At 40.0% G+C, this 24,962-nt stretch carries 24 protein-coding genes and 1 pseudogene; 11 read left to right on the plus strand and 14 right to left on the minus strand.

The window, feature by feature from the left end:
• Positions 1–87: 87 nt before the first annotated feature.
• Positions 88–879, plus strand: coding sequence for a Uma2 family endonuclease (locus NSMS1_RS09490; protein WP_224092737.1), 792 nt, complete (start codon positions 88–90; stop codon positions 877–879).
• Between the two features lie 206 nt (positions 880–1,085).
• Here the strand turns inward: NSMS1_RS09490 and ftsH3 are convergent, their stop codons facing one another.
• The 3 genes from ftsH3 to NSMS1_RS09505 all read right to left on the minus strand — a co-directional run bounded on the left by ftsH3 (position 1,086) and on the right by NSMS1_RS09505 (position 4,677).
• Entirely contained in the window at positions 1,086–2,927 is a 1,842-nt protein-coding gene (gene ftsH3 / locus NSMS1_RS09495) for an ATP-dependent zinc metalloprotease FtsH3 (protein ID WP_224092738.1), read from the minus strand.
• A gap of 87 nt (positions 2,928–3,014) precedes the next feature.
• Complete coding sequence (locus NSMS1_RS09500) at positions 3,015–3,806, minus strand: aminotransferase class IV (RefSeq protein WP_224092739.1); 792 nt, start codon at positions 3,804–3,806, stop codon at positions 3,015–3,017.
• A gap of 85 nt (positions 3,807–3,891) precedes the next feature.
• Entirely contained in the window at positions 3,892–4,677 is a 786-nt protein-coding gene (locus NSMS1_RS09505) for a hypothetical protein (protein ID WP_224092740.1), read from the minus strand.
• A 358-nt stretch (positions 4,678–5,035) separates the two neighbouring features.
• On the opposite strand from NSMS1_RS09505, the gene NSMS1_RS09510 reads away from it, so the two are divergent.
• The 3 genes from NSMS1_RS09510 to NSMS1_RS09520 all read left to right on the plus strand — a co-directional run bounded on the left by NSMS1_RS09510 (position 5,036) and on the right by NSMS1_RS09520 (position 7,466).
• Entirely contained in the window at positions 5,036–5,497 is a 462-nt protein-coding gene (locus tag NSMS1_RS09510) for a hypothetical protein (RefSeq protein ID WP_224092742.1), read from the plus strand.
• Between the two features lie 99 nt (positions 5,498–5,596).
• Entirely contained in the window at positions 5,597–6,508 is a 912-nt protein-coding gene (locus NSMS1_RS09515) for a hypothetical protein (protein WP_224092744.1), read from the plus strand.
• Positions 6,495–7,466, plus strand: a complete 972-nt coding sequence (locus NSMS1_RS09520; protein WP_224092747.1) for a hypothetical protein — start codon at positions 6,495–6,497, stop codon at positions 7,464–7,466. Before NSMS1_RS09515 ends, NSMS1_RS09520 begins: the two co-directional genes overlap by 14 nt.
• A gap of 106 nt (positions 7,467–7,572) precedes the next feature.
• Here NSMS1_RS09520 and NSMS1_RS09525 read toward each other — a convergent pair whose 3' ends face one another.
• Complete coding sequence (locus tag NSMS1_RS09525; protein WP_224092749.1) at positions 7,573–8,790, minus strand: acetate kinase; 1,218 nt, start codon at positions 8,788–8,790, stop codon at positions 7,573–7,575.
• A gap of 100 nt (positions 8,791–8,890) precedes the next feature.
• Here NSMS1_RS09525 and NSMS1_RS09530 point away from each other — a divergent pair, with 100 nt between their 5' ends.
• On the plus strand, positions 8,891–9,253 hold the full coding sequence (locus tag NSMS1_RS09530; RefSeq protein WP_224092750.1) for a hypothetical protein: 363 nt from the start codon (positions 8,891–8,893) through the stop codon (positions 9,251–9,253).
• Between the two features lie 500 nt (positions 9,254–9,753).
• Complete coding sequence (locus NSMS1_RS09535) at positions 9,754–9,918, plus strand: hypothetical protein (RefSeq protein WP_224092751.1); 165 nt, start codon at positions 9,754–9,756, stop codon at positions 9,916–9,918.
• A 45-nt stretch (positions 9,919–9,963) separates the two neighbouring features.
• Here the strand turns inward: NSMS1_RS09535 and NSMS1_RS09540 are convergent, their stop codons facing one another.
• From NSMS1_RS09540 to NSMS1_RS09555, 4 genes are all read right to left on the minus strand, one after another.
• On the minus strand, positions 9,964–10,962 hold the full coding sequence (locus NSMS1_RS09540) for a transaldolase (RefSeq protein WP_224092752.1): 999 nt from the start codon (positions 10,960–10,962) through the stop codon (positions 9,964–9,966).
• Positions 10,963–11,199: 237 nt separating this feature from the next.
• Positions 11,200–12,630, minus strand: a complete 1,431-nt coding sequence (gene pyk, locus NSMS1_RS09545) for a pyruvate kinase (protein WP_224092753.1) — start codon at positions 12,628–12,630, stop codon at positions 11,200–11,202.
• A gap of 204 nt (positions 12,631–12,834) precedes the next feature.
• Positions 12,835–13,866: a type I glyceraldehyde-3-phosphate dehydrogenase gene (gene gap, locus NSMS1_RS09550; protein ID WP_224092754.1), complete on the minus strand. Its 1,032-nt coding sequence runs from the start codon at positions 13,864–13,866 to the stop codon at positions 12,835–12,837.
• Positions 13,867–14,219: 353 nt separating this feature from the next.
• The gene (locus NSMS1_RS09555; protein WP_224092755.1) at positions 14,220–14,750 is read right to left on the minus strand and encodes an orange carotenoid protein N-terminal domain-containing protein; all 531 of its coding nucleotides are present in this window, start codon (positions 14,748–14,750) and stop codon (positions 14,220–14,222) included.
• Between the two features lie 220 nt (positions 14,751–14,970).
• On the opposite strand from NSMS1_RS09555, the gene NSMS1_RS09560 reads away from it, so the two are divergent.
• Positions 14,971–15,345 (plus strand): hypothetical protein, encoded by a 375-nt coding sequence (locus NSMS1_RS09560; protein ID WP_224092756.1) that lies wholly within the window; start codon positions 14,971–14,973, stop codon positions 15,343–15,345.
• A 155-nt stretch (positions 15,346–15,500) separates the two neighbouring features.
• Here NSMS1_RS09560 and NSMS1_RS09565 read toward each other — a convergent pair whose 3' ends face one another.
• The 4 genes from NSMS1_RS09565 to queG all read right to left on the minus strand — a co-directional run bounded on the left by NSMS1_RS09565 (position 15,501) and on the right by queG (position 19,874).
• Positions 15,501–17,114: an alkaline phosphatase D family protein gene (locus NSMS1_RS09565; protein ID WP_411908671.1), complete on the minus strand. Its 1,614-nt coding sequence runs from the start codon at positions 17,112–17,114 to the stop codon at positions 15,501–15,503.
• Between the two features lie 330 nt (positions 17,115–17,444).
• Positions 17,445–17,996, minus strand: coding sequence for a PEP-CTERM sorting domain-containing protein (locus tag NSMS1_RS09570; RefSeq protein ID WP_224092757.1), 552 nt, complete (start codon positions 17,994–17,996; stop codon positions 17,445–17,447).
• Between the two features lie 293 nt (positions 17,997–18,289).
• Positions 18,290–18,925, minus strand: coding sequence for an HAD-IA family hydrolase (locus NSMS1_RS09575; protein ID WP_224092758.1), 636 nt, complete (start codon positions 18,923–18,925; stop codon positions 18,290–18,292).
• A complete protein-coding gene (queG, locus tag NSMS1_RS09580) occupies positions 18,900–19,874 on the minus strand; it encodes a tRNA epoxyqueuosine(34) reductase QueG (RefSeq protein ID WP_224092759.1) in 975 nt (324 codons plus the stop codon). Before queG ends, NSMS1_RS09575 begins: the two co-directional genes overlap by 26 nt.
• Positions 19,875–20,089: 215 nt before the next feature.
• Here queG and NSMS1_RS09585 point away from each other — a divergent pair, with 215 nt between their 5' ends.
• Both NSMS1_RS09585 and NSMS1_RS09590 read left to right on the plus strand, forming a co-directional pair.
• On the plus strand, positions 20,090–20,608 hold the full coding sequence (locus tag NSMS1_RS09585) for an orange carotenoid protein N-terminal domain-containing protein (RefSeq protein ID WP_224092760.1): 519 nt from the start codon (positions 20,090–20,092) through the stop codon (positions 20,606–20,608).
• Between the two features lie 497 nt (positions 20,609–21,105).
• Complete coding sequence (locus NSMS1_RS09590; RefSeq protein WP_224092761.1) at positions 21,106–21,525, plus strand: ketosteroid isomerase family protein; 420 nt, start codon at positions 21,106–21,108, stop codon at positions 21,523–21,525.
• A gap of 147 nt (positions 21,526–21,672) precedes the next feature.
• On the opposite strand, the gene NSMS1_RS09595 is transcribed toward NSMS1_RS09590, so the two are convergent.
• The gene (locus NSMS1_RS09595; protein ID WP_224092763.1) at positions 21,673–22,107 is read right to left on the minus strand and encodes a hypothetical protein; all 435 of its coding nucleotides are present in this window, start codon (positions 22,105–22,107) and stop codon (positions 21,673–21,675) included.
• A 346-nt stretch (positions 22,108–22,453) separates the two neighbouring features.
• Positions 22,454–22,714: pseudogene (locus tag NSMS1_RS09600) on the minus strand (transposase); the annotation flags it as partial.
• A gap of 505 nt (positions 22,715–23,219) precedes the next feature.
• Between NSMS1_RS09600 and NSMS1_RS09605 the strand changes: the two are divergent.
• Positions 23,220–24,098, plus strand: coding sequence for a lipid kinase (locus NSMS1_RS09605; protein ID WP_224092765.1), 879 nt, complete (start codon positions 23,220–23,222; stop codon positions 24,096–24,098).
• Between the two features lie 213 nt (positions 24,099–24,311).
• A complete protein-coding gene (locus NSMS1_RS09610) occupies positions 24,312–24,944 on the plus strand; it encodes an exopolysaccharide biosynthesis protein (RefSeq protein ID WP_224092767.1) in 633 nt (210 codons plus the stop codon).
• Positions 24,945–24,962 lie beyond the last annotated feature (18 nt).

Consider the following 24,962-nt stretch of genomic DNA (forward strand, 5'->3'; position numbering starts at 1 on the left):
GCCCATCATACTGCTACTTACTAATTGCAAAAAGCGATCGCTCCCAATCAACTAAGATAGAAACAATCCCTGCAAAGACTGCATATCATGGTTGAGCAAGTTTTAATCAATGCTGATGATTACTCTGTACCAGATGCCAACCAGCTAATGACGGAAGATGATACACCTGTGGATAACTTTGCATCTGCCAGACAACAGCGCTTGTTAGTTGGTTCGCTTTATAGTTCTTTACAAGACCAGACATTTTTAGCTGAGGCTAATGTTGGTATTTATCATACCGATGGTGAAGCGGCGATCGTTCCTGACGTATTTATTAGTTTTGATGTCCAAACTCCTGAAAACTGGTGGGAAAAACAAAACCGATGCTATTTGGTGTGGAAGTTTGGCAAGGTTCCAGAAGTGGTGATTGAAATTGTCTCGAATAAAGAAGGTGAGGAACTAGGCAAGAAATTAAGAATTTATGAAAAAATGCGGGTTATTTACTATGTTGTGTACGACCCGACTCAGCAATTAGGAGAAAAGACACTGCGTGTTTATCAGCTAAATGGTAGATACTACAGGGAAACACAAGAAACTTGGTTAGAACAAGTTGGTTTAGGCGTGACTTTGTGGACTGGTGAATTTGAAGGCAGACAAGATAATTGGTTACGCTGGTGTTATCAAGATGGTAGTGTTTTAGCTACTGGTGATGAATTGGCGCAGAGGGAAAGGTTAGAAAAGGAACAAGCTCAACAGCTTGCTCAACAAGAGCGCTTAGAAAAGGAACAGGCTCAACAGCTTGCTCAACAAGAGCGTTTGGAAAAGGAACAGGCTCAACAACGCGCCCAATTATTAGCAGAAAGACTTTTATCTTTGGGTATTGATCCTGAGAATCTTTAATATTAGGACTTATACACAAAGGTTGTCTGTTAAGACTAGGTATAAGGGTTTTGAATAGCCAGATTCTCACACCCCTATAGCTTTGCCAAAACTATTAATTCTTGTTGTTCATGCGTAAGTTTTGAGCATAAAAAATGGGAGTAATTAACATAAAAATTACTCCCATTTTTTATTTCTCAGCACTTTAGTGCTGACTACAAACTTATCTAGGCAAACGCGGCGGTTTTTACGTCGTTATTTGCGAGGATTTCTTGCAGTTCATCAGCATCTACGGTTTCTTTATCAACCAGCATTTGCGCGATTTGGTCGAGGATGTGGCGGTTATTTACCAACACATCTTTAGCACGGGTGTAGGCTGTGTCTACTAATTTACGAACTTCTTCGTCAATGGAGGCGGCTGTTTCTTCGGAGAAATCACGTTCTGACATGATGTCACGACCGAGGAACATGTTTCCTTGTTGACGACCAAGGGCGACAGGGCCTAATTTATCGCTCATGCCAAAGCGGGTGATCATTTGACGGGCTACACGGGCTACTTGTTGTAAGTCGTTGGAAGCACCTGTGGTAACTTCTTCTTCACCAAAGATGATTTCTTCAGCAATACGACCACCCAAAGCTACGGCCATCTGGTTTTCCAGATAAGCGCGGCTGTATAAGCCTGTATCCATGCGGTCTTCGCTGGGGGTGAACCAAGTCAAACCACCAGCACGTCCGCGAGGGATGATGCTGATTTTTTGTACGGGGTCATAGTCGGGCATTAATGCACCAACTAAGGCGTGACCGGCTTCGTGGTAAGCTACCAAAACTTTGCGTTTTTCGCTCATTACACGGTCTTTCTTCTCTGGCCCAGCCAACACGCGATCAATCGCATCGTTGATTTCGTCCATTGAGATTTCGGTCAAGTTGCGTCTTGCTGCTAAGATTGCGGCTTCGTTTAGCAGGTTGGACAAATCTGCACCTGTGAAACCTGGGGTACGACGAGCGATTTTATCCAAGTCCACATCTTTCGCCAATGTTTTACCACGGGCATGGACTTTGAGGATTTCGCTACGTCCGGCGTAGTCAGGACGGTCAACAACGACTTGACGGTCAAAACGACCGGGACGCAATAGGGCGGCATCGAGTACGTCGGGACGGTTGGTAGCAGCGATAATGATGATGCCGGTGTTACCTTCAAAACCATCCATTTCGGTGAGTAACTGGTTGAGGGTTTGTTCCCGTTCGTCGTTACCACCACCTAAACCTGCACCCCGTTGACGACCTACTGCGTCAATTTCATCGATGAAGACGATACAGGGAGCGTTGGTTTTAGCTTGTTCAAACAAGTCGCGGACGCGGGAAGCACCCACACCAACAAACATTTCCACAAACTCAGAACCAGAGATGGAGAAGAAAGGTACGCCAGCTTCCCCTGCTACTGCACGCGCTAGGAGGGTTTTACCTGTACCTGGAGGCCCTACTAACAGCACTCCTTTAGGAATTTTTGCACCAATGGCGGTAAAGCGATCGGCGTTTTTGAGGAAGTCTACGACTTCGTTTAGTTCTAATTTGGCTTGGTCAATACCCGCAACGTCACCGAAGGTAACTTGGGTTTGAGGTTCCATTTGCACTCTTGCTTTGGATTTGCCAAAGTTCATGGCTTGGCTACCAGGCCCGCTTTGAGCGCGACGCAGCAAGAAGAATAAGCCCACAAGCAGCAATACAGGGAAGAATAAGCTACTTAATGCCTTAAACCAAAATCCCTCGTCGGTTTGGGGCAATACAGAAATATCAACGCCTTTTTGAGTAAGAGTATTGATTAATTCTGGGTCGTTGACTAAAGTAACAAGTTTTTTATTAGATCCATCTTTGGGTGTTACCAGCGCGGTAGAACGGTCTGCACTCAAGCTGACTCTTTCTACTTTGCCGCCTTCAACTGCTTGAATAAACTGGCTATAGCGCCATGACTCTTTATTTTGGGGTTGTTTTTCAAAAAAAGCTGTGCCAAGCGCAATTACAACTATAAATAGCAGCGCGTACAGCCCCGCATTTCTCCATCTTTTATTCACTGAGGTTTGTCCTCCCGTATTTTTGTGCGTAGGGCATTATGAGAATTATGTTAACTTATCTTAACGTATACCAAAATGATACATCTGTCATGCTAAGAATAGTTCTCTAAGTTTGTGTAACTTTGGATGGTAGGGATCATATTGTAACGATTCTGTTAGCTGATGAACGGTATGTATGGGCATAACTTCCACCACACTATTAGTGTAGGCGATCGCTTCAAAGTCTTTGACTAATTCAGATGTCCAAGCCTCCTCTACTACCAACTGTTGCTGGGTTTGCAGCCAGTCTATTAACTGCGATCGCCCAATTCCTGGTAAGATACCAGCCGTTAACGGTGGAGTCCACCATCTCCCATTCTGCCATCCCCAAAGGTTGCCTGTGGTGGTTTCAAGCCAATTTCCGGCAGTATTTACGAAAATTGCTTCTTGGGAATTAAGTATTGTGGCGTTAGTCTTAGCTATCCAAGCACTCAGGTAGTTCCCAGTTTTATGAGCAGGTAAACTCCGGTATAGTTCTGCTGTGGCTAGGGTGCAAGCTACGCCGTGCTTTTGCAGTTCTAATAAATTTTGGGGTAGATATCTACCTATAATCCATTCTCTCCCATCAGGAAACAAGGTGATTCTCAGGACAGGGAAATGGGTGAGGAGTTGTTCTGCACCTTCACGCACCCGGTTCCAGTCTGGTTGTTCCCAGGCGAAATAGTTTACAGAGGTGTAGAGGCGATCGCAATGAGCCTGCCAATTAGTTAAACTACTATCGAGCGAACCACCATACACTCGCAGCGTTGTAAATACCGTAGCGCCATACAACAACCCTGGATCATAAATATCTAACTCTATAGTTTGCGAATCAATTAATTTACCGTTATACCAGAACATTTAGGAGAGATGAGAGAGTGGGGGGAGATGAGGGAGATGAGGGAGAATAACTATGGACTATTGACTAATGACTGATGACTATTGACTAATCTTTTGGTGGAAATATAATCTGATTTAATCCCTCAGATGTCGTAACAACTTTTCCGCCCAATTTTTCAATAGCACTAATTGCTCTCTTACGGGTTGCATTATCAATCGGATTACTTAATATCATGCCCCAAGTAGAGATTTGGGCATATGTGCTATTAGGATTTTGTCTCAAAAAATTAGCAGTTCTTAAAGAAGTAAGCGCGACATATTTGCTTTCTTCATCTGTATACTTACTTGCCCAGTCTGCGGCTGTTGTGAAAGATTGTTGAGAAGCTTGAGCTTTACCTAAGAATAATAACTCATCAATTCCTTTATAACGCCAAACATAATATGATTTTTCTGGAACCTGTGGCTTTAAAGATTTTAAACCTTTTTGCATTAACGCTATAGAACGTTCTGGCATCCCGGCATAGAGAGAAATACTTGTAGAAAGGCTGATATAGGTTCCTAAAAATCTTGGGTCACGTTCTATAATCACCTCAAAATATTCTGGGCTTAAACTGTAACCTGTTCTAGCTCTTACATCGTCATCACCGAAGTATTGTAGAAAATTCAGATATGCCCAATTAGCCATTAAGTTATCATAGCCAAACGCTGGTGTCTTTTTGAGTAAATTAAGCCGCAGCTTCTCTACCTGAATTTCTCTTTCTAAGGTTGCTAAAGGAATATTTTTTTTATTCTTCAATAACCCTTGTAGTCTGGGAGATTGCATCCAACCAACGCTTAAGGCACATAAGCAGACTACACAAGGGGCCAGTATAGCTTGACGAGATATTACCATAATATTTCTAGCCTTATTTGATATAAGTAGTCTGCCCGTAAAAATATTTAACTTTATCATTCACCTTGATGAACCTGACACCCTAACAGGACTTACGCACTACGGTAGTCTGTTGAGACAGGGTGTTAAGGATGTAAGGGTATAGGGGTTTAAAAATCTATGAGTATAAATACACAGGAGAAGTTAGGTGTAAACTTTAAGTGTTATGTTATACTCCTAGCGAACAGACATGATCAAGCAAATTCAATGTTAATGTGTTAAATTTATTGAATTTTCTTAAATAAAACTCAGTAAAATTTGCCACATCACTTAGAATTGAAGCTTGTCTGTATTTACACTATTTATCGCCTAGCAGATCATGGAAATTACAGTTGCGGAAGGCTCAGTAAATAATAATCAGCTTGTGAAGTCTGAAAAGGATGATTTTAAATCAATCATCACCCATCTGGATTCTAATAATTTGGATGCTAATAGAATAATTGATGCCATTAAATCAGCGATCGCGGAAGTTGTAGAGTTGGAAATTACAACTTGGGTAGAGGAGCCATCAACACAATCTGATGAAGCAATACAAGAAATTACCAAAGTTGCTAAACCAGGAAATAGAATTTACACCAAAATTAATTTGATCAGTGGAGATATAGAAAACGAAGTTGGTAGTCAATTCTTAGCAAGCGGGCCATATGCAGAACTACTAAATTTTCACTTGGTTCAAGTGAAAGATAGTAGAGAAATCATGCAGAAGAATATAGAGAGCGTTCAGAAAATATATAGGATTCTCATGGAGATGTATAACTCGCGTAAGAGTGTGCAATTGTAAAGGTAAATTTTAGGTTTATTAGATAATCAATTTGCCTCAGCTTCTACTTAAAGGCATCAAATAATAACTAAATTTATCAGGAATTAAGAGGTAATTGTTATGCAGAATAGAACGTCAGCCACTGACAATATTCAAACTCTAGATACAGATAGAGGTACATTATCCAATGGTGTACGGGTAAAAAGAGATAGTCAACCCACAGATATTATTCAATCTAAATCTAGAGATTTATTAAATAAATTTGTTTCATCTGTACAAATATTAGTTGACGATATTACAGCCTTAGAAGTTAATACTATGGTTGTTTCTAATATTACAGGTAATAAATTTAATGCCTGGGAAGCATATCAAGAAATCTATTCTATAAATGATAAAGATTATTTTAGTGTAAAAGGAATACCCGAAGATAGCCCATTAAGAGCGCGTTATATAGATTTATTTGCTCAGATAGAAAGAGAATATTTTTATATAATTATTGAAAATGTAGAACTGAACAATCGGAAAGTAGAACAATATCATAAACGTTTACAATTATTAAAAGAAGTCAAAAAAGGCAATATAGTTGAATCTGATCCTCGATATGTAGAATTAGCTCGTCCTATATTACCTCCACCTACACCTGTAACTGATCAAGGAAATTCCGATAATCAAAATGAACGTCAACAAGAATGGGAAGAAAATCTTCAAGAGATTCAAGCTCTTTTGAGTAATGACAAATTTGTGCGCTCTCTGCGAAAAATTGCTGAACTCAAAGCTGCACTTGATGGTGGAGATGTGACGAGTTCGAGAACGGATACTATCTATGCTCAAACTGTGATGCAGTTGGATGGGGATATTATTACTCGCTATCATAAAGACTTGTTTGGCTTACCAGAAGAAACAAAAAATTTAATCCTGCGAGTCCACAATGAAGGAGTAGTTGCTGGTGAAAAGCAATGGCATGGCGTGTTAGATTTTATGATTAATTTGGTAAGAGATTTGGCAAATTTATCTATCAATGGACGACGATAATATTCAAACAGATAATTTTGCAGATGTTGCAGTTTCTATTTCCTTGCTAATTCCTCAAGGCGATAGTTTGCAGCTTCAGGTTGAGCAAAGTCATTATACTTTTTACCTAAATCAGCAAATTGTAGAACAAATTCAGCAAGCAAAAAATACGGGTACTGCTCTTGATATCCCGCCAAAAATTTTGTTGCCTTTATGGTATTACAGCTGCTTTAGTTATAATCTTGTATCAATAAAAGAGGAAAAAAATACTCAAAGTCAGCCTGTCACTAAGTCTTACATTGTTTTCATCATAAATATTTTTAAAGCCTTTTGGAATAAATCTCTACAACAGAAGGTTAGTTTACCAGTTGGGTTTACTTTTACTTCTTACTATCAGTCAAAGCCATTATCTTCTACTGATTATTTGCAACAAGACTGTGTTTTACAAAGTGTTATCTTATTTCATGGTGACATCTTGCACAAGATTAAGCAGGATTTTTTGCAAAATAATTTGGAGTGTCAAAAAATTGCTTCTGCTCACTATTGGCTGTCTGAACAAATTTTGAGTGCTTTGAGGAGTAAGTTAAATCTGTTAGTTTGGGAGCTATCGGCGCTAGTTACTAGCTTCTTTTTTACATGGAATATATTAGAGTATTTGAATAAAAATATTTTAGTATTTATTTTAATATGGCTATTTTTAACTGTGGTACTTGCATCTGCTCGTTATTTTATTGCTAAAGAATTACGAGCAGATAGAAATATTAAGTTTCAATATTTGAATTGGCTTTCATGGGGAATAACTTGTGTTATACCTATACTGTTTTTAACTAGTTTTAGTATTAGTAGAGGTTTAGTTAATATAGGTACTTTTTTATCGCCATTGATTGCTTCGCTTATACCTATAGGAGCTAGACGGATTCTTAGTTTTACTCTGCCCCGGTTGGCTAAGTTTATGATGCGGCGTATATTATCTGTGTAAGTGATTGAGGTTTAGATAAGAGTAATTACCCGCCATTCATGTAGCTTTATGTAGGAATACACGCCGATGAATTGTCAAATATTACACCCTGGCTACATATCAACTATTATCGTTTTAATAGATGCCAACATTGTTGTGCGATCGCCCAATCTTCTTGAGTATGAATAACTAACACCCGTACTGTAGAATCAGCAGTGGCGATATCTACATCAACTGGTTTATTTTGATTCTTCTCAGGGTCAAGTTTTAGCCCTAAAAATCCGAAGGCTTCGCAAGCAGCTTGGCGGATACCTGCGGACTTTTCCCCTGCGCCGGCTGTGAACACCAACACATCCAAACCACCCAAACTCGCCAGCATGGAACCGATACCAGAACGCAGGCGGTGGACATATATATCCCATGCTAATTGAGCGCGGTAGTTACCTTGGGCGATCGCTTCTATTACCTGGGGTAAGTCACTAGATACGCCAGAAATTCCGCGCAAACCAGAAGCTTTGTTTAAAACATAGTCTAATCTTTCGGCAGAATATTCCGATTGTCGCATTAAATGAATGATGATACCTGGGTCAATGGAACCGGAACGGCTACCCATCATCAACCCATCTAGGGGCGTGAAGCCCATTGTAGTATCAATACTGCGACCATTTTTTATTGCAGCTAAAGAACAGCCATTGCCGAGGTGACAGGTAATTATCCGCAGAGATGCCAAATCTTTACCTAGAATTTGGGCTGCACGAGCAGAACAGTATTGATGGCTGATACCATGAAATCCATAACGGCGAATACCTTGTTCTACCCATTCATAGGGGCCGGGATAGATGGCGGCTGCGTCGGGTAATGTGGCGTGGAAGCCAGTATCAAATACTGCAACTTGGGGGACATCGCCTAAGCTTTTTTCAATTGCTTGTATTCCTTCCAACGCGGCGGGGTTATGGGCTGGAGCGAGGTTGGATAACTTAGCGATCGCTTGTTTTACTTCCTCGTTGATAATTACACTATTACGGTAATTTTGCCCCCCATGTACCACTCGATGTCCTACCACATCAATTTCTGATAATTGACCGATAACTTTCGTCGCGCCACGGCTGAGAGTATACAGCATATAGGTGACATGAGCTTGACGAGAGTCGCCATAAATCGATTCATGCAGCGTTGCACCCTTGGCTGTTTTCACCTCAATTTCCGCCACACTCCTATCTTGAGTCCAATTAACTTTTCCCTCCCAAAGCGGCGGCGGTGCTTCACTCAAAAGTGCATCATCAGGAATTTCATACAAACAACTTTTTTGACTGCTAGAACCCGCATTTAATATTAGTACTTTCATTACTTTTACCTAATTTTGGTTTGTCGATTTTGGACTCTATGATTTCTGAATTTACAGTATTAATTAAATTTATTACCGATATTTTAGGACAAGCAAAAACGTGAACCGTTTCCAAAAGCTATCCTCAATCGCATTCTTGTTATTAGCTTTCATCTATCCGCCCAAGCTGGTTGAAGCTAAAGAAAATACTCAAAACAATGTTCTCAATGAGCAGAGTATTAATGCAGAAACAAACTTAGTTGAAGGTGCTAGCAAAGAGATTTTGCTTGCACATCGATACTATAGACAACGTTATCACAGACGGCGCGTAAGAAGTCATCATTATAGACGGCGCTATTATCATAGACCTTATTACAGGCATTACTATCGCCGAGGACGTTATTACGGTTACTATCGTCATGGAGGATGGGAACTTGTCCGTGATCGCCACGGAAGATTGCTCTATGATTGGCGAGGTTACTAATAATAACTACTTCTAATAACATTAATACTGTGCAGATAAATCAAGCCACATAAATAGATATTGGTAGATGAAAATGCTAAATGCAATTACTACCAATATCATAATAATTTAGTTTTTTATAAATTTCCTGATGATTTTTTAATTTCTTCATCCTTGCTAGGTTATGAAATTATTTATTTTTGATAAATTAGTAAATCTCATAAATATCATTCTTAAGATAGATATGTCCTTATAAATAAAATTTTATGTTTTTTATGAATATTGATTTATACTAAAATTCAACAAAATGAAAAGTTTTGCCAAACTATCTTCCATAGCATTATTGCTTTGTAGCTTAGTTTATCCACCTTTTTTGGCTGAGGCGAAAGCTACCACTAGCAGTAATAATCTTGAGCAAAAAAGCGTTGAAGTTGAGGCAAGCTTAATTAACAATCAAACCGAAGGTATTTTACTCGCTCAACGTCGTCCATATATACGCAGAAGATATATCCGCAACCCATATGTACGCAGAAGATATATCCGTAGAAGTACACGCGGAAGATACATCCGGCCAGTTGGGGGTAGAAGATACATCCGGCCAGTCAGGAGTAGAAGATATATCCGTCCAGTTAGGAGTAGAAGATATATCCGTGGCTACTAACTGCAACATTAGAGGCGAAGGGTAGGGAATAGAGGCTTTCAAACCTGTTCCCTATCCCCTAAGCTCAATGTTAATGACTTGCTACAACTTCCAAACGCGCTAATCTTTCTGCTAAAAGTGTTTCCAACTCTTCCAAAGCTTTAGTAAAGCCTTTGATACCTTCGTCTAATTTGTCATACGCCATGCGGTCAGCAGCGTGCATCTTGTCAAACGTAGCTTTATCAATGGAAATCTTTTCAATGTCAGACTTAGCAGCTTTAGCGGGATCTAGTTTGCGAGGTAGTTCACCAACCGTAGCTTGCAATTCACCCAACAAAGCTGGAGAAATTGTTAATAAATCGCTACCAGCCAATTCAGTAATTTCCCCAATGTTACGGAAACTAGCACCCATAACTTCGGTTTTGTAACCAAACTTCTTATAGTAGTTATAGATTTTGGTAACAGATAATACACCTGGGTCTTCTGCTGAGGGGTAGCTGTCCCGTCCAGTTTCTTTCTTGTACCAGTCAAGAATCCGACCAACGAAGGGGGAAATTAAGGTGATACCAGCTTCAGCACACGCGATCGCCTGATGCAGACCAAACAGCAATGTTAAGTTACAATGAATACCTTCTTTTTCCAGAACTTCCGCAGCTTTGATACCTTCCCAAGTAGAAGCAATTTTAATCAAAACACGTTCTGGGCCGATACCAGCCGCTTTATATTGAGCGATTAATTCCCTTGCTTTGGTAATAGTAGCTTCTGTATCGTAGGATAAACGGGCATCTACTTCTGTAGAAACGCGACCAGGAATAATTTGTAAAATCTTTAAACCGAAAGATACTGCCAAACGGTCAAAAGCCAAGGAAACAATTTGACCTTTAGTTGCGCCTGCACCTGCATCTTTTTTGGCTTGCAGTAAGGTTTGATCCACAATTTCCTGATACTCTGGCATTTTCGCGGCTGCGGTAATCAGAGAAGGATTGGTGGTTGCGTCGCGGGGTGTAAACTTTTCAATTGCTTGAATATCACCTGTATCAGCAACTACAACGGTCATTTCTCGCAATTGTTCTAGTAAGTTTTTAGTCATAATACTCCGTGAATTGATTTTGTTAAGACTTACGCTGGTATGTGAAGGTAGGCTATAGTAACCATTGCAATTGGACTATGGACTGCTTTACCTGCGTAAGTCCTCTTTGTTTAAGATTTACCCTATCCCCTCATCACACCCGTTTTCTTTCCTTAAAATTCTGATTTCGGCAATTATTCTTAACTATTGCCCAGTTCGGCTATAAAGGGCAGAAGCCTCAGATTTATTTTAGAAAGATTAGGCGGCGATCGGTTGTCCGATAGAATGCACTTTAATTAAACTAGTTGTGCCTGATTTACCAATTGGCACGCCAGAGGTAATAACTACCTTGTCACCTTCATGCACCAAACCTGTTCGCACGGCGGTGTTAACGACATTCGTAATCATTTCTTCCGCATTGTAGACTGGCGGAATTAGTAGAGGTTCTACACCCCAAGAGAGGGCTAACTGATGGTAGGCGGTTTCATCAGGAGTTAGAGCAAAAATGGGTGTACTGGGACGATATTTCGACACAAGTTTGGCTGTGCTTCCCGATGAAGTATTACACAGAATCGCTTTTGCCCCAGTTTCATAAGCTATGCGACAGACAGCTTCCGCAACAGATTCAGTCACACTCAAACCGCCAGCTTCATGTGTCCAGCAATTTTTACTGCCTTCTTGCAAAGACTTTTCTGTGGTCATGGCAATATCGTGCATAATCTGGACGGCGGCGATGGGGTACTCTCCCACAGCCGTTTCCCCAGACAACATGACTGCATCTGTACCATCAAGGATGGAGTTGGCAACGTCAGTCGCTTCTGCGCGGGTGGGGTCGGGGGCGCTAATCATCGACTCTAGCATTTGCGTTGCCGTAATTACTGGCTTACCCGCTCGGTTGCAACGGCGAATGATGTCCTTTTGAATCAGGGGAACCTCATGGATAGGCATTTCTACACCTAAATCACCACGGGCAATCATAATTGCGTCGGCAACCTCGATGATAGAATCAATTTGCTCAACTGCCTCTGGACGTTCAATTTTGGCAATCACCTTAATTGTTTTCCCAGCCGCTTCGATCATGCGTTGGGCTGGTTCGAGGTCGTATGGCGATCGCACAAAGGAAACCGCCACCCAGTCCACACCCAACTGAATCCCAAAACGCAAGTCCTGCAAGTCTTTTTCAGTGATGGAACTAACGGGTAAACGAGTGGCTGGGAGGTTAACCCCTTTGCGAGTAGAAACTACACCACCAATTTTGGCTATAGCCCGAATATGATCGGCATCGCGATCGGTGACAATCAACTTGACACGGCCATCATTAATTAAAATAGGTTCCCCAGGACGCACCATTGCAAATAAAGTCGGCAAAGGTAAAGGCAATTCATCCAGACTACTACCCTTTTCTTGTAGGACAAAAGTTACTTCCTTACCAGCCTCTACCATCAACCCTTCCGGCGGTAAAGTTCCCAAGCGAATCTTCGGGCCGCACAAGTCCTGCATAATTGCGATCGGCTTTTGTTTGTCAGCGCTGATTTGCCTTATATACTTGGCAGTTTGGGCGTGAAAATCATAAGCCCCATGAGAAAAATTCAGCCGTGCTACATTCATCCCAGCTTCCGCTAACGCTTCCAACCGTTCTGGTGCAGATGTAGCCGGGCCTACAGTACAAATGATTTTAGTTCGACGCATAGGTATTTGGGGAGGTGAGGAGATGAGGGGATGAGGGAGATGAGGGAGATGAGGGAGATGAGGGAGATTTAGCTTGCTTTCTTTTTCTACGCAACGTTACTGCAAACCTGTAGGTAGGAGATGAAGGAAGTATTACACTTACTTCCCCATCTCCCCCTACTTCCTCATCTCCCCCCACTCCCTCATCCCCCCTACTCCCTATTCTTAAACAGCAGCCAATTGTTCTTTCTGTACCATTGACAACATTAGGTCAACCACGCGATGGGAGTAACCCCACTCATTGTCATACCAAGCGACTACCTTGAAGAAGTTGGAGTTGAGTTCAATTCCTGCACCTGCGTCGAAGATGCTGGAATGACTATCACCTTGGAAGTCTGTAGAAACGACTTCTTCATCGGTATAACCTAAAATACCTGCTAACGAACCTTCAGCAGCTTGTTTCATTGCTGCACAGATTTCTTTATAGCTGGTGGCTTTGTTGGTCTTGAAGGTCAAATCAACTACGGAAACGTCTGGAGTGGGTACGCGGAAAGCCATACCAGTTAGCTTACCTTTCAACTCTGGTAACACCAGCGCTACTGCTTTGGCTGCACCTGTAGAGGAAGGAATAATATTTTGGGCTGCACCTCTACCACCGCGCCAGTCTTTTTTGCTGGGGCCGTCTACCGTGGGTTGGGTAGCAGTCATGGCGTGAACTGTGGTCATCAAGCCTTCGGCTAAACCAAAGTTGTCATTGATTACTTTAGCGATCGGTGCTAGGCAGTTGGTGGTACAACTAGCATTGGAAACAATCAAATCCTTGCTGGGGTCGAATAGATGGTGGTTAACTCCAACCAACAGTGTACGTACTCGCTCAGGGTCTTTTGTAGGGGCAGAAATGACGACGCGCTTTGCTCCTGCTTGTAGGTGTTTATATGCGCCTTCATAATCTGTAAACAACCCAGTCGATTCAACGACGTAATCAGCACCTAGTTTTCCCCAAGGTAATTCTGCTGGGTTTCTCACTGAGACACAGGGAATAAAATGCCCGTCGATGACAATACCATCGTCTTTGGCTTCAACCTGACTTTTTAACTTACCGTGAGTAGAGTCGTATTTTAATAAATAAGCCAGGTTATCGGATGGTACAAGGTCGTTAATACCCACAAAATCGATATTGGGGTTATTTAGACCTGCACGAAGCACAAGCCGCCCGATACGACCGAATCCATTGATACCAACTTTTAACTTCGCCAAAATTAACCTCCTATGATTTCGTCAATCTGGGCCTTTACCCTAGCTTTACAACTCTGCAAATAGCCAGGCGAATTTTAGTCTGACTGAGCTGATCGTGACAGCCCTAGACGCTTAAAGCCCAATTACTTGGCATCTTTTAATCTTTCAAATTAGAGGTTAAAAATCAGGAAGTAGTAGATTTACTTACAACTTAGAATATCTTGGTACATAGTAAATTATCTCTAAAAAAACTTTGTGTACCTCTGCGCTAACCTCCGCGTCCCTCTGCGTTAAAAGAACTTAATATTTGACACAGCTTCATAAACAAAAGGGAGAACTTAATTAAATTCTCCCTTCTGCCCTTTTCTACTTAATTAAAGACTTGATGTTTTACCAGTTTCTGCCTGTGTTTCTATTGGCTGAACGTCACTGTAACCCATTTCTCCAGCGATTGTACGGAATACAGACATTTGCTGCTCAAAATCTAATCCTTCAATTTGAGCTAGCAAGTCATTAGTCGCTTCATTTCCTTCATAATCATCGGGCATTCCGACGATTTCCTTTCCCATAGCTACAGCCCAAACATACCAAACTAACAATTGATTATTTTCTTTTAAAGCTCCATAAGCGCGAGAATATTCTGTATCTGCACCGTTTACAATATCCCGCATAATATTCAATTGTTCATCATGGGATAATTGAAAAAAGTTCCCTAATAAAAGTGGTGCTAATTCTGGTTCTGCGGCTGCGGGTGCTGCGGGAGTAATAGATTCACCCATTTCTTCATAAACAAAATAAAACCAAGCTAACTTAGCATCAGTATCTAATTTATTAAACGCATCTACTACACTTTGAGTTTCATTGCTTTGAGCTTGAGCCGTATTTTTATCGTAACTAGCAGTCATATTTTATCTCCGATTTAAACTTAAAAGATGTTAGAATAAGGGTTATCAGATTTAATAAGTTCTTATCTACCCTCGTGAGAAAGAATAAATTAAATTTATAATAAGTATTTATATCTATCTTTTAATAGAGGTCAGAATCTTTCTCAGGGTTACTAAGAAATAGCTATTTACCTTGTTACAATCACCGCAGCAATTAAAAAACTACTTTAAGGTGTTAGCTATGAGTGAAGAAATTAAACCAAATCCTAATCAAGCTCCTACCCATGATGCACAATTAGCTGCGGAAAATATAGCCAGTGGTGAAGAAAAAGCACCCAAGGTTGATTTTGATGCTGATTATGCGGCTGCACAGCAATTTAGTGTGAGTGAAATTGATCGCACAGGTGAAGGTGCTGCTGCGGCTGAGGCGGCTACTGGATCTCAATTTGAACTTTCTCAACCTGAAGAAACTAGAACCGAAGCTCAAGCAACAGGTAATCCTGATGATTATGTAGAATTAGCAAAAGAAGTTGGTGGTTCTAGAACTGAAGGAATAACCGAAGTTAGCGATGATTTGGTAAAACAAGCTTTAGAAAAAGGTCAACCTAAGAAATAGTTATTACATAGATTTGTCTTTAAGCTTTAGGCTTTTGTAGTTATATTAGCCAAGTCTTTTTACATAACAAAAATGGGGGAGTAGTTGAGTATACTCCCCTCTGTCATATCTAAACTATGTTTTTGCTTGCAACTATATTAGCTTTATCTTTGCATTTAGAGTGGCACTATCCCTGGAAGACCATCTTGAACTATAAAAGAAGCACGATTACTAATTGTGCCATTGGGGGTTGAGACAACATCTAACACCGGATAATCAGTTTGCCAAGTTGTGGGAGTTACAATACAGCGTACATAACCCCGTTGATTGTTGTAGAACTTGATGTGTGGGTTCTTTGGTAAATAAGTTTGAACTGCGAGGCTAGGTGTTGGGGAACCATTACCTCCAGAAGTAATTGAGGTACAAATAAATTCACTACCAAGAGTAGCAGAACTGGGATCATTGAAGTCGGCTTTAAGATCCATTGCCCAATTGTTATGAAGATCGCCTCCTAAAGAAATAACATTAGATGGCTTGCGATCGCCAATAAATTTAAGTAGGCGATCGCGGGAAGCTAGATAACCATCCCACTTATCCATACTAAAAGTTGGGACTTCTGTTGTACTAACGTTTCTCTGAGCAATGGGGACTTGTTGAGCAAGGATATTCCATTTTGCTGCTGATTTATCTAGCCCATCATACAACCAATCTTCTTGTGCTTTGCCAGTAATAGTTGCTTGTAAATCAAAATTTTCTCGACAACGCTCTTTAGTACCATCTCCACAAGGTTGATCTGTACGGTATTGACGAGTATCTAATACGTGGAATGTAACCAGATTACCAAAGTTCAACCGACGGTAAAGCTGCATATCAGGGCCTACTGGTTTGGAGAAGGGACGTAAAGGCATATGTTCGTAGTAGGCCTGATAAGCAACGGCTCTGCGTTGTAGAAAGATGGCTCTATCTTGGTCTGGCTCATTATCAAGTTCGGAAATATCGTCAGCGTAGTTGTTTTCTACTTCGTGGTCATCCCAGGTAAGAATCCAAGGGAAAGCTGCATGAGCTGCTTGGAGATTGGTGTCAGTTTTATAGAGGGCGTGACGGTTGCGGTAGGCTTCTAATGTGGTAATTTCAGGACTGTTGTGTTTTCTAGGGCTATTGACATTGGTAGTAATACCGCCCTCATAAATGTAATCCCCAACATGAACTACCAAGTCTAGGTCATCCTGAGCCATATATTTGTAAGCAGTATAGTACCCTTGCTCATAGTGCTGGCAAGATGCTAAAGCAAACTTGAGACGACTGGCAAAGCTACCAAGTGGAGGGAATGTACGAGTGCGACCAATTGGACTTGATTCATTAGCTACTAAGAACCGATACCAATACCAGGTATTTGGTATGAGTCCTTCAACTACCACACGCACTGAGTGAGCTAGTTCTGGTGTTGCTAGTACCGTACCTCTAGAGACAATTCGTCTCATCTGAGGATCGCTGGCTACCTCCCAACGAATTGGTACATTCACAGGTGGCATTCCACCACCATTTAAGGGTTCTGGTGCTAAACGTGTCCAAATTACTACACTGGTGTCGTAGGGATCACCTGATGCTACACCCAGCTTAAAAGGATAGTCGGAAAATCTGCCTGTAGCGATCGCTCTTTGATGAGGAAATTGGTTGGCGATCGCTAAACCTGTAAATGCTCCCGCCCCAAGAATTAAGTTACGTCTCTTGATTCTGCTCTGTAGTAATTGGCTAAAATTGAGGTTATTTACCATACCATCCTCACTCATAATTAGCTAGTAAGTTGAGGCATAGTAACAACTAATACGAAGAAGATATTGATAAGGCAATCTCAATAATAATTTCCTCATCAATATTAAATATGATATTTATTTTTATCATCCATGTATTAGATGTTATTTTGCCACGTAAAAATTACTGCTGAATTATTAATTCCTCATCAAGAAAATATTAATTAAAGTTTAAATTTTATCTAAAATCTATTTTTGATTTAAAAACAAAAAACAAGAATGACCTAAAAAATTACATTCTTGTTTTTATAGAGTATTCGTAAGTAATTAGGTCAACTTTATAATTTCCTCTTAGCGAAAGTAAAGTGTCTATACTTTAAGCTTTTTTATTGAACTTGGTTTTTTACTCAGCATTAAACCAACACCAAGAGCAATACCAGCACCAACAAAAGTGGTTGGTTCAGGAACTTGTGAATAAGTAACTGTCCCAGATACAATTTCTCCACCTGAAGATGTTGTTGAAAAAATAGTAAAATCCTCACCAGCGATTTCGTAGCGTATGGAGTTAGTAGGATTAGCTTGGTCATCAAATAGATAGCTTAATGCTAAAGACCTTCTCCCTGATGAAAAAATTGTTGAATATACAATGGGGAAATCAGGATAGTTTACATCATTTTTTTCAGTATAAACATTAGAATCACCATCAAATTGAAAGGAAAGCGATTTAACAATTGCTGTAGGATTAGCTGGATTATTTAAAGTTGAATTATCAAAAGTGAAAAATCCTTTACCTTTAGCTGTGGGACTTTCGACTGTGAAAGCATAATTAATAATTGCAGCAGATGCAGATTTGACATCTACAGTAGCAAACCCTAAGCTAAGACTAGCAGCAACAAGCACCACTTGTGGCACTAATTTCATCTCAGTTCTCCTCATGATAATTTTTGCAAGTTACAAAAACTGCAAAGTACAATAAATTGTTACCTTGAATTATTTTCAAAGTAATATCGCATCACTTTTGCAAATAGTGATGGAATTAATTATCTCTACTTAAGAGGCAAGAAACCCCTAATGGCTTCAGCCTTTATAATTCTCGATTCATCAGTTTAAGATGACTTTAATCAGAGGTAAAATAAAACATATTTTTTCAAAATATAAAAAATATAAAAATAGATTAATATTGTCTTTTGTATACAAATAAAGTATCTAAGCTATTAACTATTTTGTACAACCTCTAATAGTTCCCTTGGATGGTTAATTAAAAAATTAGGATTCTGCTTGGCTAATACTTCAGGAGAATTAAATCCCCAAGTTACGGCAATTACTTGGATATTCGCTTTTTTAGCAGCTTCGATATCTCTAGTTTCATCCCCAACATAAATAACAGCTTCAGGTTTGAAGTGTTTTTGTTTCAGCACACTATTAATGATGTTGGTTTTGCCAAAAATCGTCACGCCTGAATATATAAATTCAAATAAATTTTCTAAATCATTTATTTCCAAAAAAGCTGTAACATTATCTCTAGAGTTAGATGTAATAATTCCTAATTTATAATTACTTTGTTGTAAATCTAATAAAGCTTCTTTAATGCCGGGAATAGGTTTTAGCTCATGAATTTTATTCTTTAGTTCAGATTTAACCTTTTTGACTAAAAAAGGTATTTTAATCAGTGAAACCCCAGAATACTTAATAATTTCTCTTGATGAAAAGTTCCTGAGTAGAGTTAATTGTTCTGGCGTGATTTGTGCATAACCAAACTCATCTGCCAAGCGATTAGCAATACCGACGAGAGCATCTACAGTATCCGCAATCGTGCCGTCAAAATCAAAAATGATTACTTTTTGGGTCATTATTTCGCTTAGATGCGTCTAGATTAGCACGGGCATTCCGTCTTAACATTTCTGGCTTAATTCGCCTTAATGCTGATGCCGGAAATCGTTTATCCCATTCCTCGTCTGAGATTTGCGCTAATTCTATCAGCTTAGGCGCAATATTTTCGGGATATGGTTGAAAATCTACCACATCTGTGGTTTTAGCAAAACGCTGATTCCAAGGACAAACATCTTGGCAAATATCACAACCAGCTACCCAACCCTGCATCCGGGAGGCGATCGCCTGTGGTAATTCCTCTGCTCGATTCTCTATGGTATGATAAGCGATACAGCGATTGGCATCGACTACAAACGGTTGAGTAATCGCACCTGTAGGACAAGCATCTAAACAGCGAGTACAGCTACCACAGTGTTCTGTATGTGGGCGATCGCTCTCCAGTTCAATATTTGTTACTACTTCGCCTAAGAACACCCAAGAGCCATACTCCCTAGTAATTACATTACCATTTTTCGCTATCCAGCCAATCCCCGCTCGTTGCGCCCAGACTTTATCTTGTACGGGGCCTGTATCTGCATAGTAACGCGCTTGAATACCTGCATCTAATGATTGTAACCAACTAGTAAGAGTTTTGAGTTTCTTGTGCATCACCTTGTGATAGTCCCTACCCCAGCCATAACGGGAGATTTTGGCGTATTCTTCACCGTCGGGACGTTGTTGAGGAGTGTAGTAGTTGAGCGCCACACATATAAGCGATCGCGCTTCTGGCATGATTAAGCTGATATCATATCTTTTTGGGTTATTCATCCACTCCATATCAGCGTGATAACCCAGTTTTATCCATGCTTGCAGTTGTTCTGCTTCTGTGTTCTTACCTGCACTGACAGCAGCAATGCCTACTTTGTGAAAGCCAATCTCTATAGCTTTTTCTTTTATTACACTGCTATTAACTACGGTACAGTAGTTCATTTGTATAACCAATTGCCAAAATAGCGGCATTCTGATTATACATAAGTTAGTCAAGCCTTAAGTTCAATATTTCCTACTCAATCCATTTGTAAACTTTATTTGCGCTTTGTAAATTTATGATGCAATATGGTATGCGAGAGGACAAGCAACCCAGAGAGATGCAAGCCTCCCACTGATTCGCAGTAAACCTACAACCCATCGACTGTGGTGCAATCATGACATTCACTTCTGATTCCACTTCAACCCGTTTTTCTCAGACTTTCAATAACATCCAAACTGGTGATGCTGTTGCTTCTACCATTGCAGTTTTTCAAAGCCTCAGTGTAGATGACAAGTTGGCAGTATTGTGGTATGCCTACACTGAAATGGGACGATCTATTACTCCAGCCGCTACTGGTGCTGCTCGTTTACAATTAGCTGAAGGTTTATTAATTCAAATTAAGCAGATGTCTCATGCAGAACAACTACAAGTAATGCGTGACTTAGCTGCTAAGACAAATACTCAATTTTCTCGCTCATACGGCATTCTCAGCACTAATACAAAATTAGCTTTCTGGTACGAACTATCAGAATTAATGGTTAAGGGTTTTGTTGTACCTATGCCCGCAAACTATACAATATCCCGTGATGGCGCTCAAGTATTAGAAACAATTAAGGCATTAGATTTTGGTCAACAAATCACAGTTTTCCGCAGAATAGCGGCTGATATGGGTGTTGATCCCCTAGCTGATTAATATTATCTCAGTTTAAAGCATGAGACTGGCGTGTGGTTTCAATACGGTTCGGATAAGCATTTTGAACTAATAATTGGTTTAGGGAAAAGGTTAAAGGGTAAGGGTTAAAGGTTTTTTCTTCCCTTTTCCCTTCGCCTTTCCCCTTTAACCGAACCGTATTGTGTGTGGTTTGGTAATAGGTAATTGTTTAATACCATTACCTATTACCCATTACCAATTAAACCAACCATATTGTCAGCATTTAGCCAGACTTGATATAGCTTTAAATTTCCAACCTCAATGTCATACCAGTTTTAGTTCTCAGACTATAGTCTGGGAACTAAATCTTACTTGAGTAAGAGTTCTGTTATAGGTAATACAACCCTGTGGCAACTTTTTTTCTGTCTATTTTTAGCTTTTAATTGAGGTTCGTAGTTAGTGCTTTGGTGTTGCGAGAAGTGAGGACTAAAGTCCTGACTACAAGCTTAAAATTTATGCCTTAGTTACAGGTTATTTTTATGAAAGCTGCTGAATCTTTAGCCAATATCCAAACAGAAGTTATTGCAGGAATTACAGAAACAACAATTCTGCAATATTTCGCCACCCTCAACGCTGGAGAATTTACAGCAACGGCTGCATTGTTTGCTGATGATGGCGTGATGTATCCACCTTTTGAATCTGCTATGGTAGGGACAGATGCGATCGCTACCTACTTACAACAAGAAGCACAAGGTATTAAGGCTGATCCTCGTGAGGGGTTGGAGGAGGCGCTGGAAAATGGAGAGGTTCAAGTACAAGTTTCTGGCAAAGCACAAACTTCTTGGTGTGGTGTCAATGTTTTGTGGCAATTCATTCTTAACCAACAAAAGCAGATTACTTACACTAAAATCAAGCTCTTAGCTTCTCCACAAGAGTTAATGGCTTTGCGTCGTGAGTAGTAAATAATTCAAAGCTTCAATTTCTAACTATTGTGGGGTAGGCATTATGAGCGCCCTACAAATATAAAGGACGGGCAAGATGCCCATCCTACAAAACTCTTAAAATCTGCCAAAATTCTAAGAACTAGCTTTACACTCAACACTCTATTAAGTAATGCTTGCTGTTTGTAAGGAACGCAGCAACATTCTTCTTCCCAACTCAATATCGGATGGCGCACATTGCCAGTTAGGGTGTGCTGTCATTAACAAGCTGTCTAAACTCTCTTGATCAAACAAATGCCAAACAGGAGCATTGTTAATTGTGCTTTCTATGGCATAGCAGTTAATACCAACACAGTGAAGCTTGCAACTGCTAGCAATTCTCTCCAAAGTCATTGTTTCCCCAGGTTGCATAAGGCGAAACTGGCGAATAGCTTGCTTAAGTTCACTCATGCTAGAAACCATTAACCCTGGTAGAGCCAAGGTAAGATTTGAATCTCCGTTCACCTTAATCCAGTAGTGGCGACTGGGGTCTATTCCTTCTAACCAAGGTGATTCATCATCAAGGCGATAGCATGGTGATAAACAAAAGAAAGCTTCCATTGGTATCGGTAGAATTACAACTTTGGTTTCGACTTTCAGAAGATTTTTCGCCGCTCTATTGAAAATTTTACGTGGAGTTGCTTATATTTTTAGTATCTAATAACTTTTACCTATAAATCAAATAATGTTTGCAAAAGTTATTAATTTGCTTAATACTTCGTAATAGTTCTGGCTATGGAAACTCCAGGTAAGTACGCTTTGTCTCAATCACTTGGCACATCAAGAATGAGAAATTAGAGAATATAGATATAGAGATTTAGTATCTGTGTTAATTTATCGGGGCGATGGTCTACGACCGACCGTAGGTCATCGCTCTACTGTTAGAGACTATTTATAAAGTAAATCTTTAGGAGACAAGACGACGCAGCATAATCCTAGTCATAACAGCATATATGGCTGCTTCGCTCATTTCTGGGAGACGCTCATAATCTTTGCTGAGACGATGATACTGGTTAAACCAGCCAAATGTTCTTTCTACTACCCAACGTTTGGGAAGAATTTGAAATTTTGGCTCGGTACGTCGTATAACTTCAACGTGAGCTTGAATCATCAGCCAAACCGAAAGAGCAAATTTATCACCGTCATAACCGGAATCAACCCATAAGAGACTATTTATAAAGTAAATCTTAAGTAGGGTGTGTTAAGGCGTTAGGCGCTTCTGTGATTTATTTCGTGAAACATCATTTCCAAATGTGCGCCTAACACACCCTACAGTAATTTTATTTTTACTTTATAAATAACCTCTAAGCGATCGCTTCATATTAAATTTTATACAATATCTCTTTTTACCTAATTAATCTGCCTATAGATGCTGTTAATCAACTATTATCATCTAATTACGATAGGATAAACACACCTATTGCTTGATTGCATGAAATCAAGTTACATAGGTTGTAGCATTTACTAGCACTATAGGAAATATTTGTAGTTTATATAACTAAAAGTCTATATTACAAGAGTTAAGACTAAATATACTAAATTAAAATAGGCTGAACTTAGAAAATAAATATTGAAAATAAAGGTAAGCAGAATTTTTGTATCTCGCTTAATTTCTTTAAATCTGAACCAGAATATTCTCAGTACAAATTATAAACTACAAGTTACTAATTATTATGACTCTCCGCGCACTACTCTTAGTAAATCGTCATGCCCGCCAAGGGCAGGAACGTCTAGTAGAAGCAATTAATCAATTAAAAGCCCTCGATTTTCAATTAATTGAAGAATCAACAGAACATCCTAAACATCTTAATCAAATTATACATAAGTATAAAGATCAAGTTGATTTAGTAATAGTTGGGGGAGGCGACGGTACTTTGAATGCCGTCGTTGATGCTTTAGTAGAGACTCAATTACCCTTGGGAATTTTACCATTAGGAACTGCTAACGACTTAGCCAGAACTTTAGGAATTTCTAACTCATTATCTGAAGCTTGTAGAACAATTTCTCAAGGAGAATTAAGACGTATTGATTTAGGTTGGGTAAATGGTAAACACTTTTTCAACGTTGCCAGTATGGGATTAAGTGTAAAAATTACCCGTCAACTTACCAAAGAAGTTAAACGTCGCTGGGGTGTATTAGCTTATGCTGTCACAGCCGTGCAAGTTATTTGGAAATCTCGTCGTCCCTTTAGTGCAGAAATACGTACCAAAGATAGAGTCTTCCGTGTCAAAACCGTACAAATTGCCGTCGGTAACGGTCGCTATTATGGTGGTGGTATGGCCATAGTTCCCGATGCTAGTATTGATGACCAAAGATTAGACCTTTATAGTTTAGAAATTAATCATTGGTGGGAAATTATTACCTTATTACCTGCAATGCGAAATGGGCGACATATTCATCGACAAAATGTCCGCGCTCTGCACGGAAAAGAGTTTGAAATTTACACACAAAAACCACGCGCCATCAATACCGACGGTGAAATTACAACCTACACCCCTGCAAAGTTCAGCGTTATTCCTAAAGCTATAGCTGTATTAGTTCCACCTGTGTAGGGAATGGGGTAGATGTAGCTTGCTTCTCTAACGAGACGCTACGCGAACCCGAAGGGTGGGAGACAAGGAAGCAGGGGAGCAGAGAAGAAAAACTAATGACTGTTGACTAATGACTATGGACTAATGACTAATGACCAATGACTTGATATTGTAAGAAATAGTAGTGGGTGCATTTGTATTTCATATTTATGTAGTTAACTCAAGTGGGATACTGTGGGAGTTCACATCAACTCACGCCAAATACGTTTAAGTTTTTCCCAAGAAATTAAGTCACTGCTGCAACGGTTAGCCGAACAGCACCTAACACTTGGCGATATTTTGGCGGAAACTTCAGAACGAGGTTTTAGTTTAGTTATTGCATTATTAGTTTTGCCTTTCTTGTTTCCCATGCCCCCAGGAGCAGCCGGGCCTTTTGGTGCTGCTTGTTTGATATTATCGGTACAAATGGTTTTGGGTAGACGATCGCCTTGGCTACCTAAAAAAATCGCTCACTATAAATTTCCCCGTCCTTTTGCCCAATTTCTTCTACAAAATTTGCGGCGTGTCACTAAAGTGGTAGAGAAAATTGCTCGTCCCCGCTTAGGGAAAATCGCTCATCATCCTTTAACTTGGCGCATCAATGGTTTCTGTATCTCTTGGTTGACAATACTACTCATGTCACCCATTCCTTTAACTAACCCCATTCCCACTGTAGGCATTTTATTACTAGCGATCGCCACAATTGAATCTGATGGGTTATTAATTTGTATTAGCTATATCGTTACCACTTTAATTACAGCCATATTTGGATTTATTGGTTATGGCTTATGGTTGGCTCCTAGCATTTTGCCATCTATATTTAAGTAGATATGGAGTATTTAGATA

The organism is Nostoc sp. MS1, assembly GCF_019976755.1.
Classification (GTDB): Bacteria; Cyanobacteriota; Cyanobacteriia; order Cyanobacteriales; family Nostocaceae; genus Trichormus.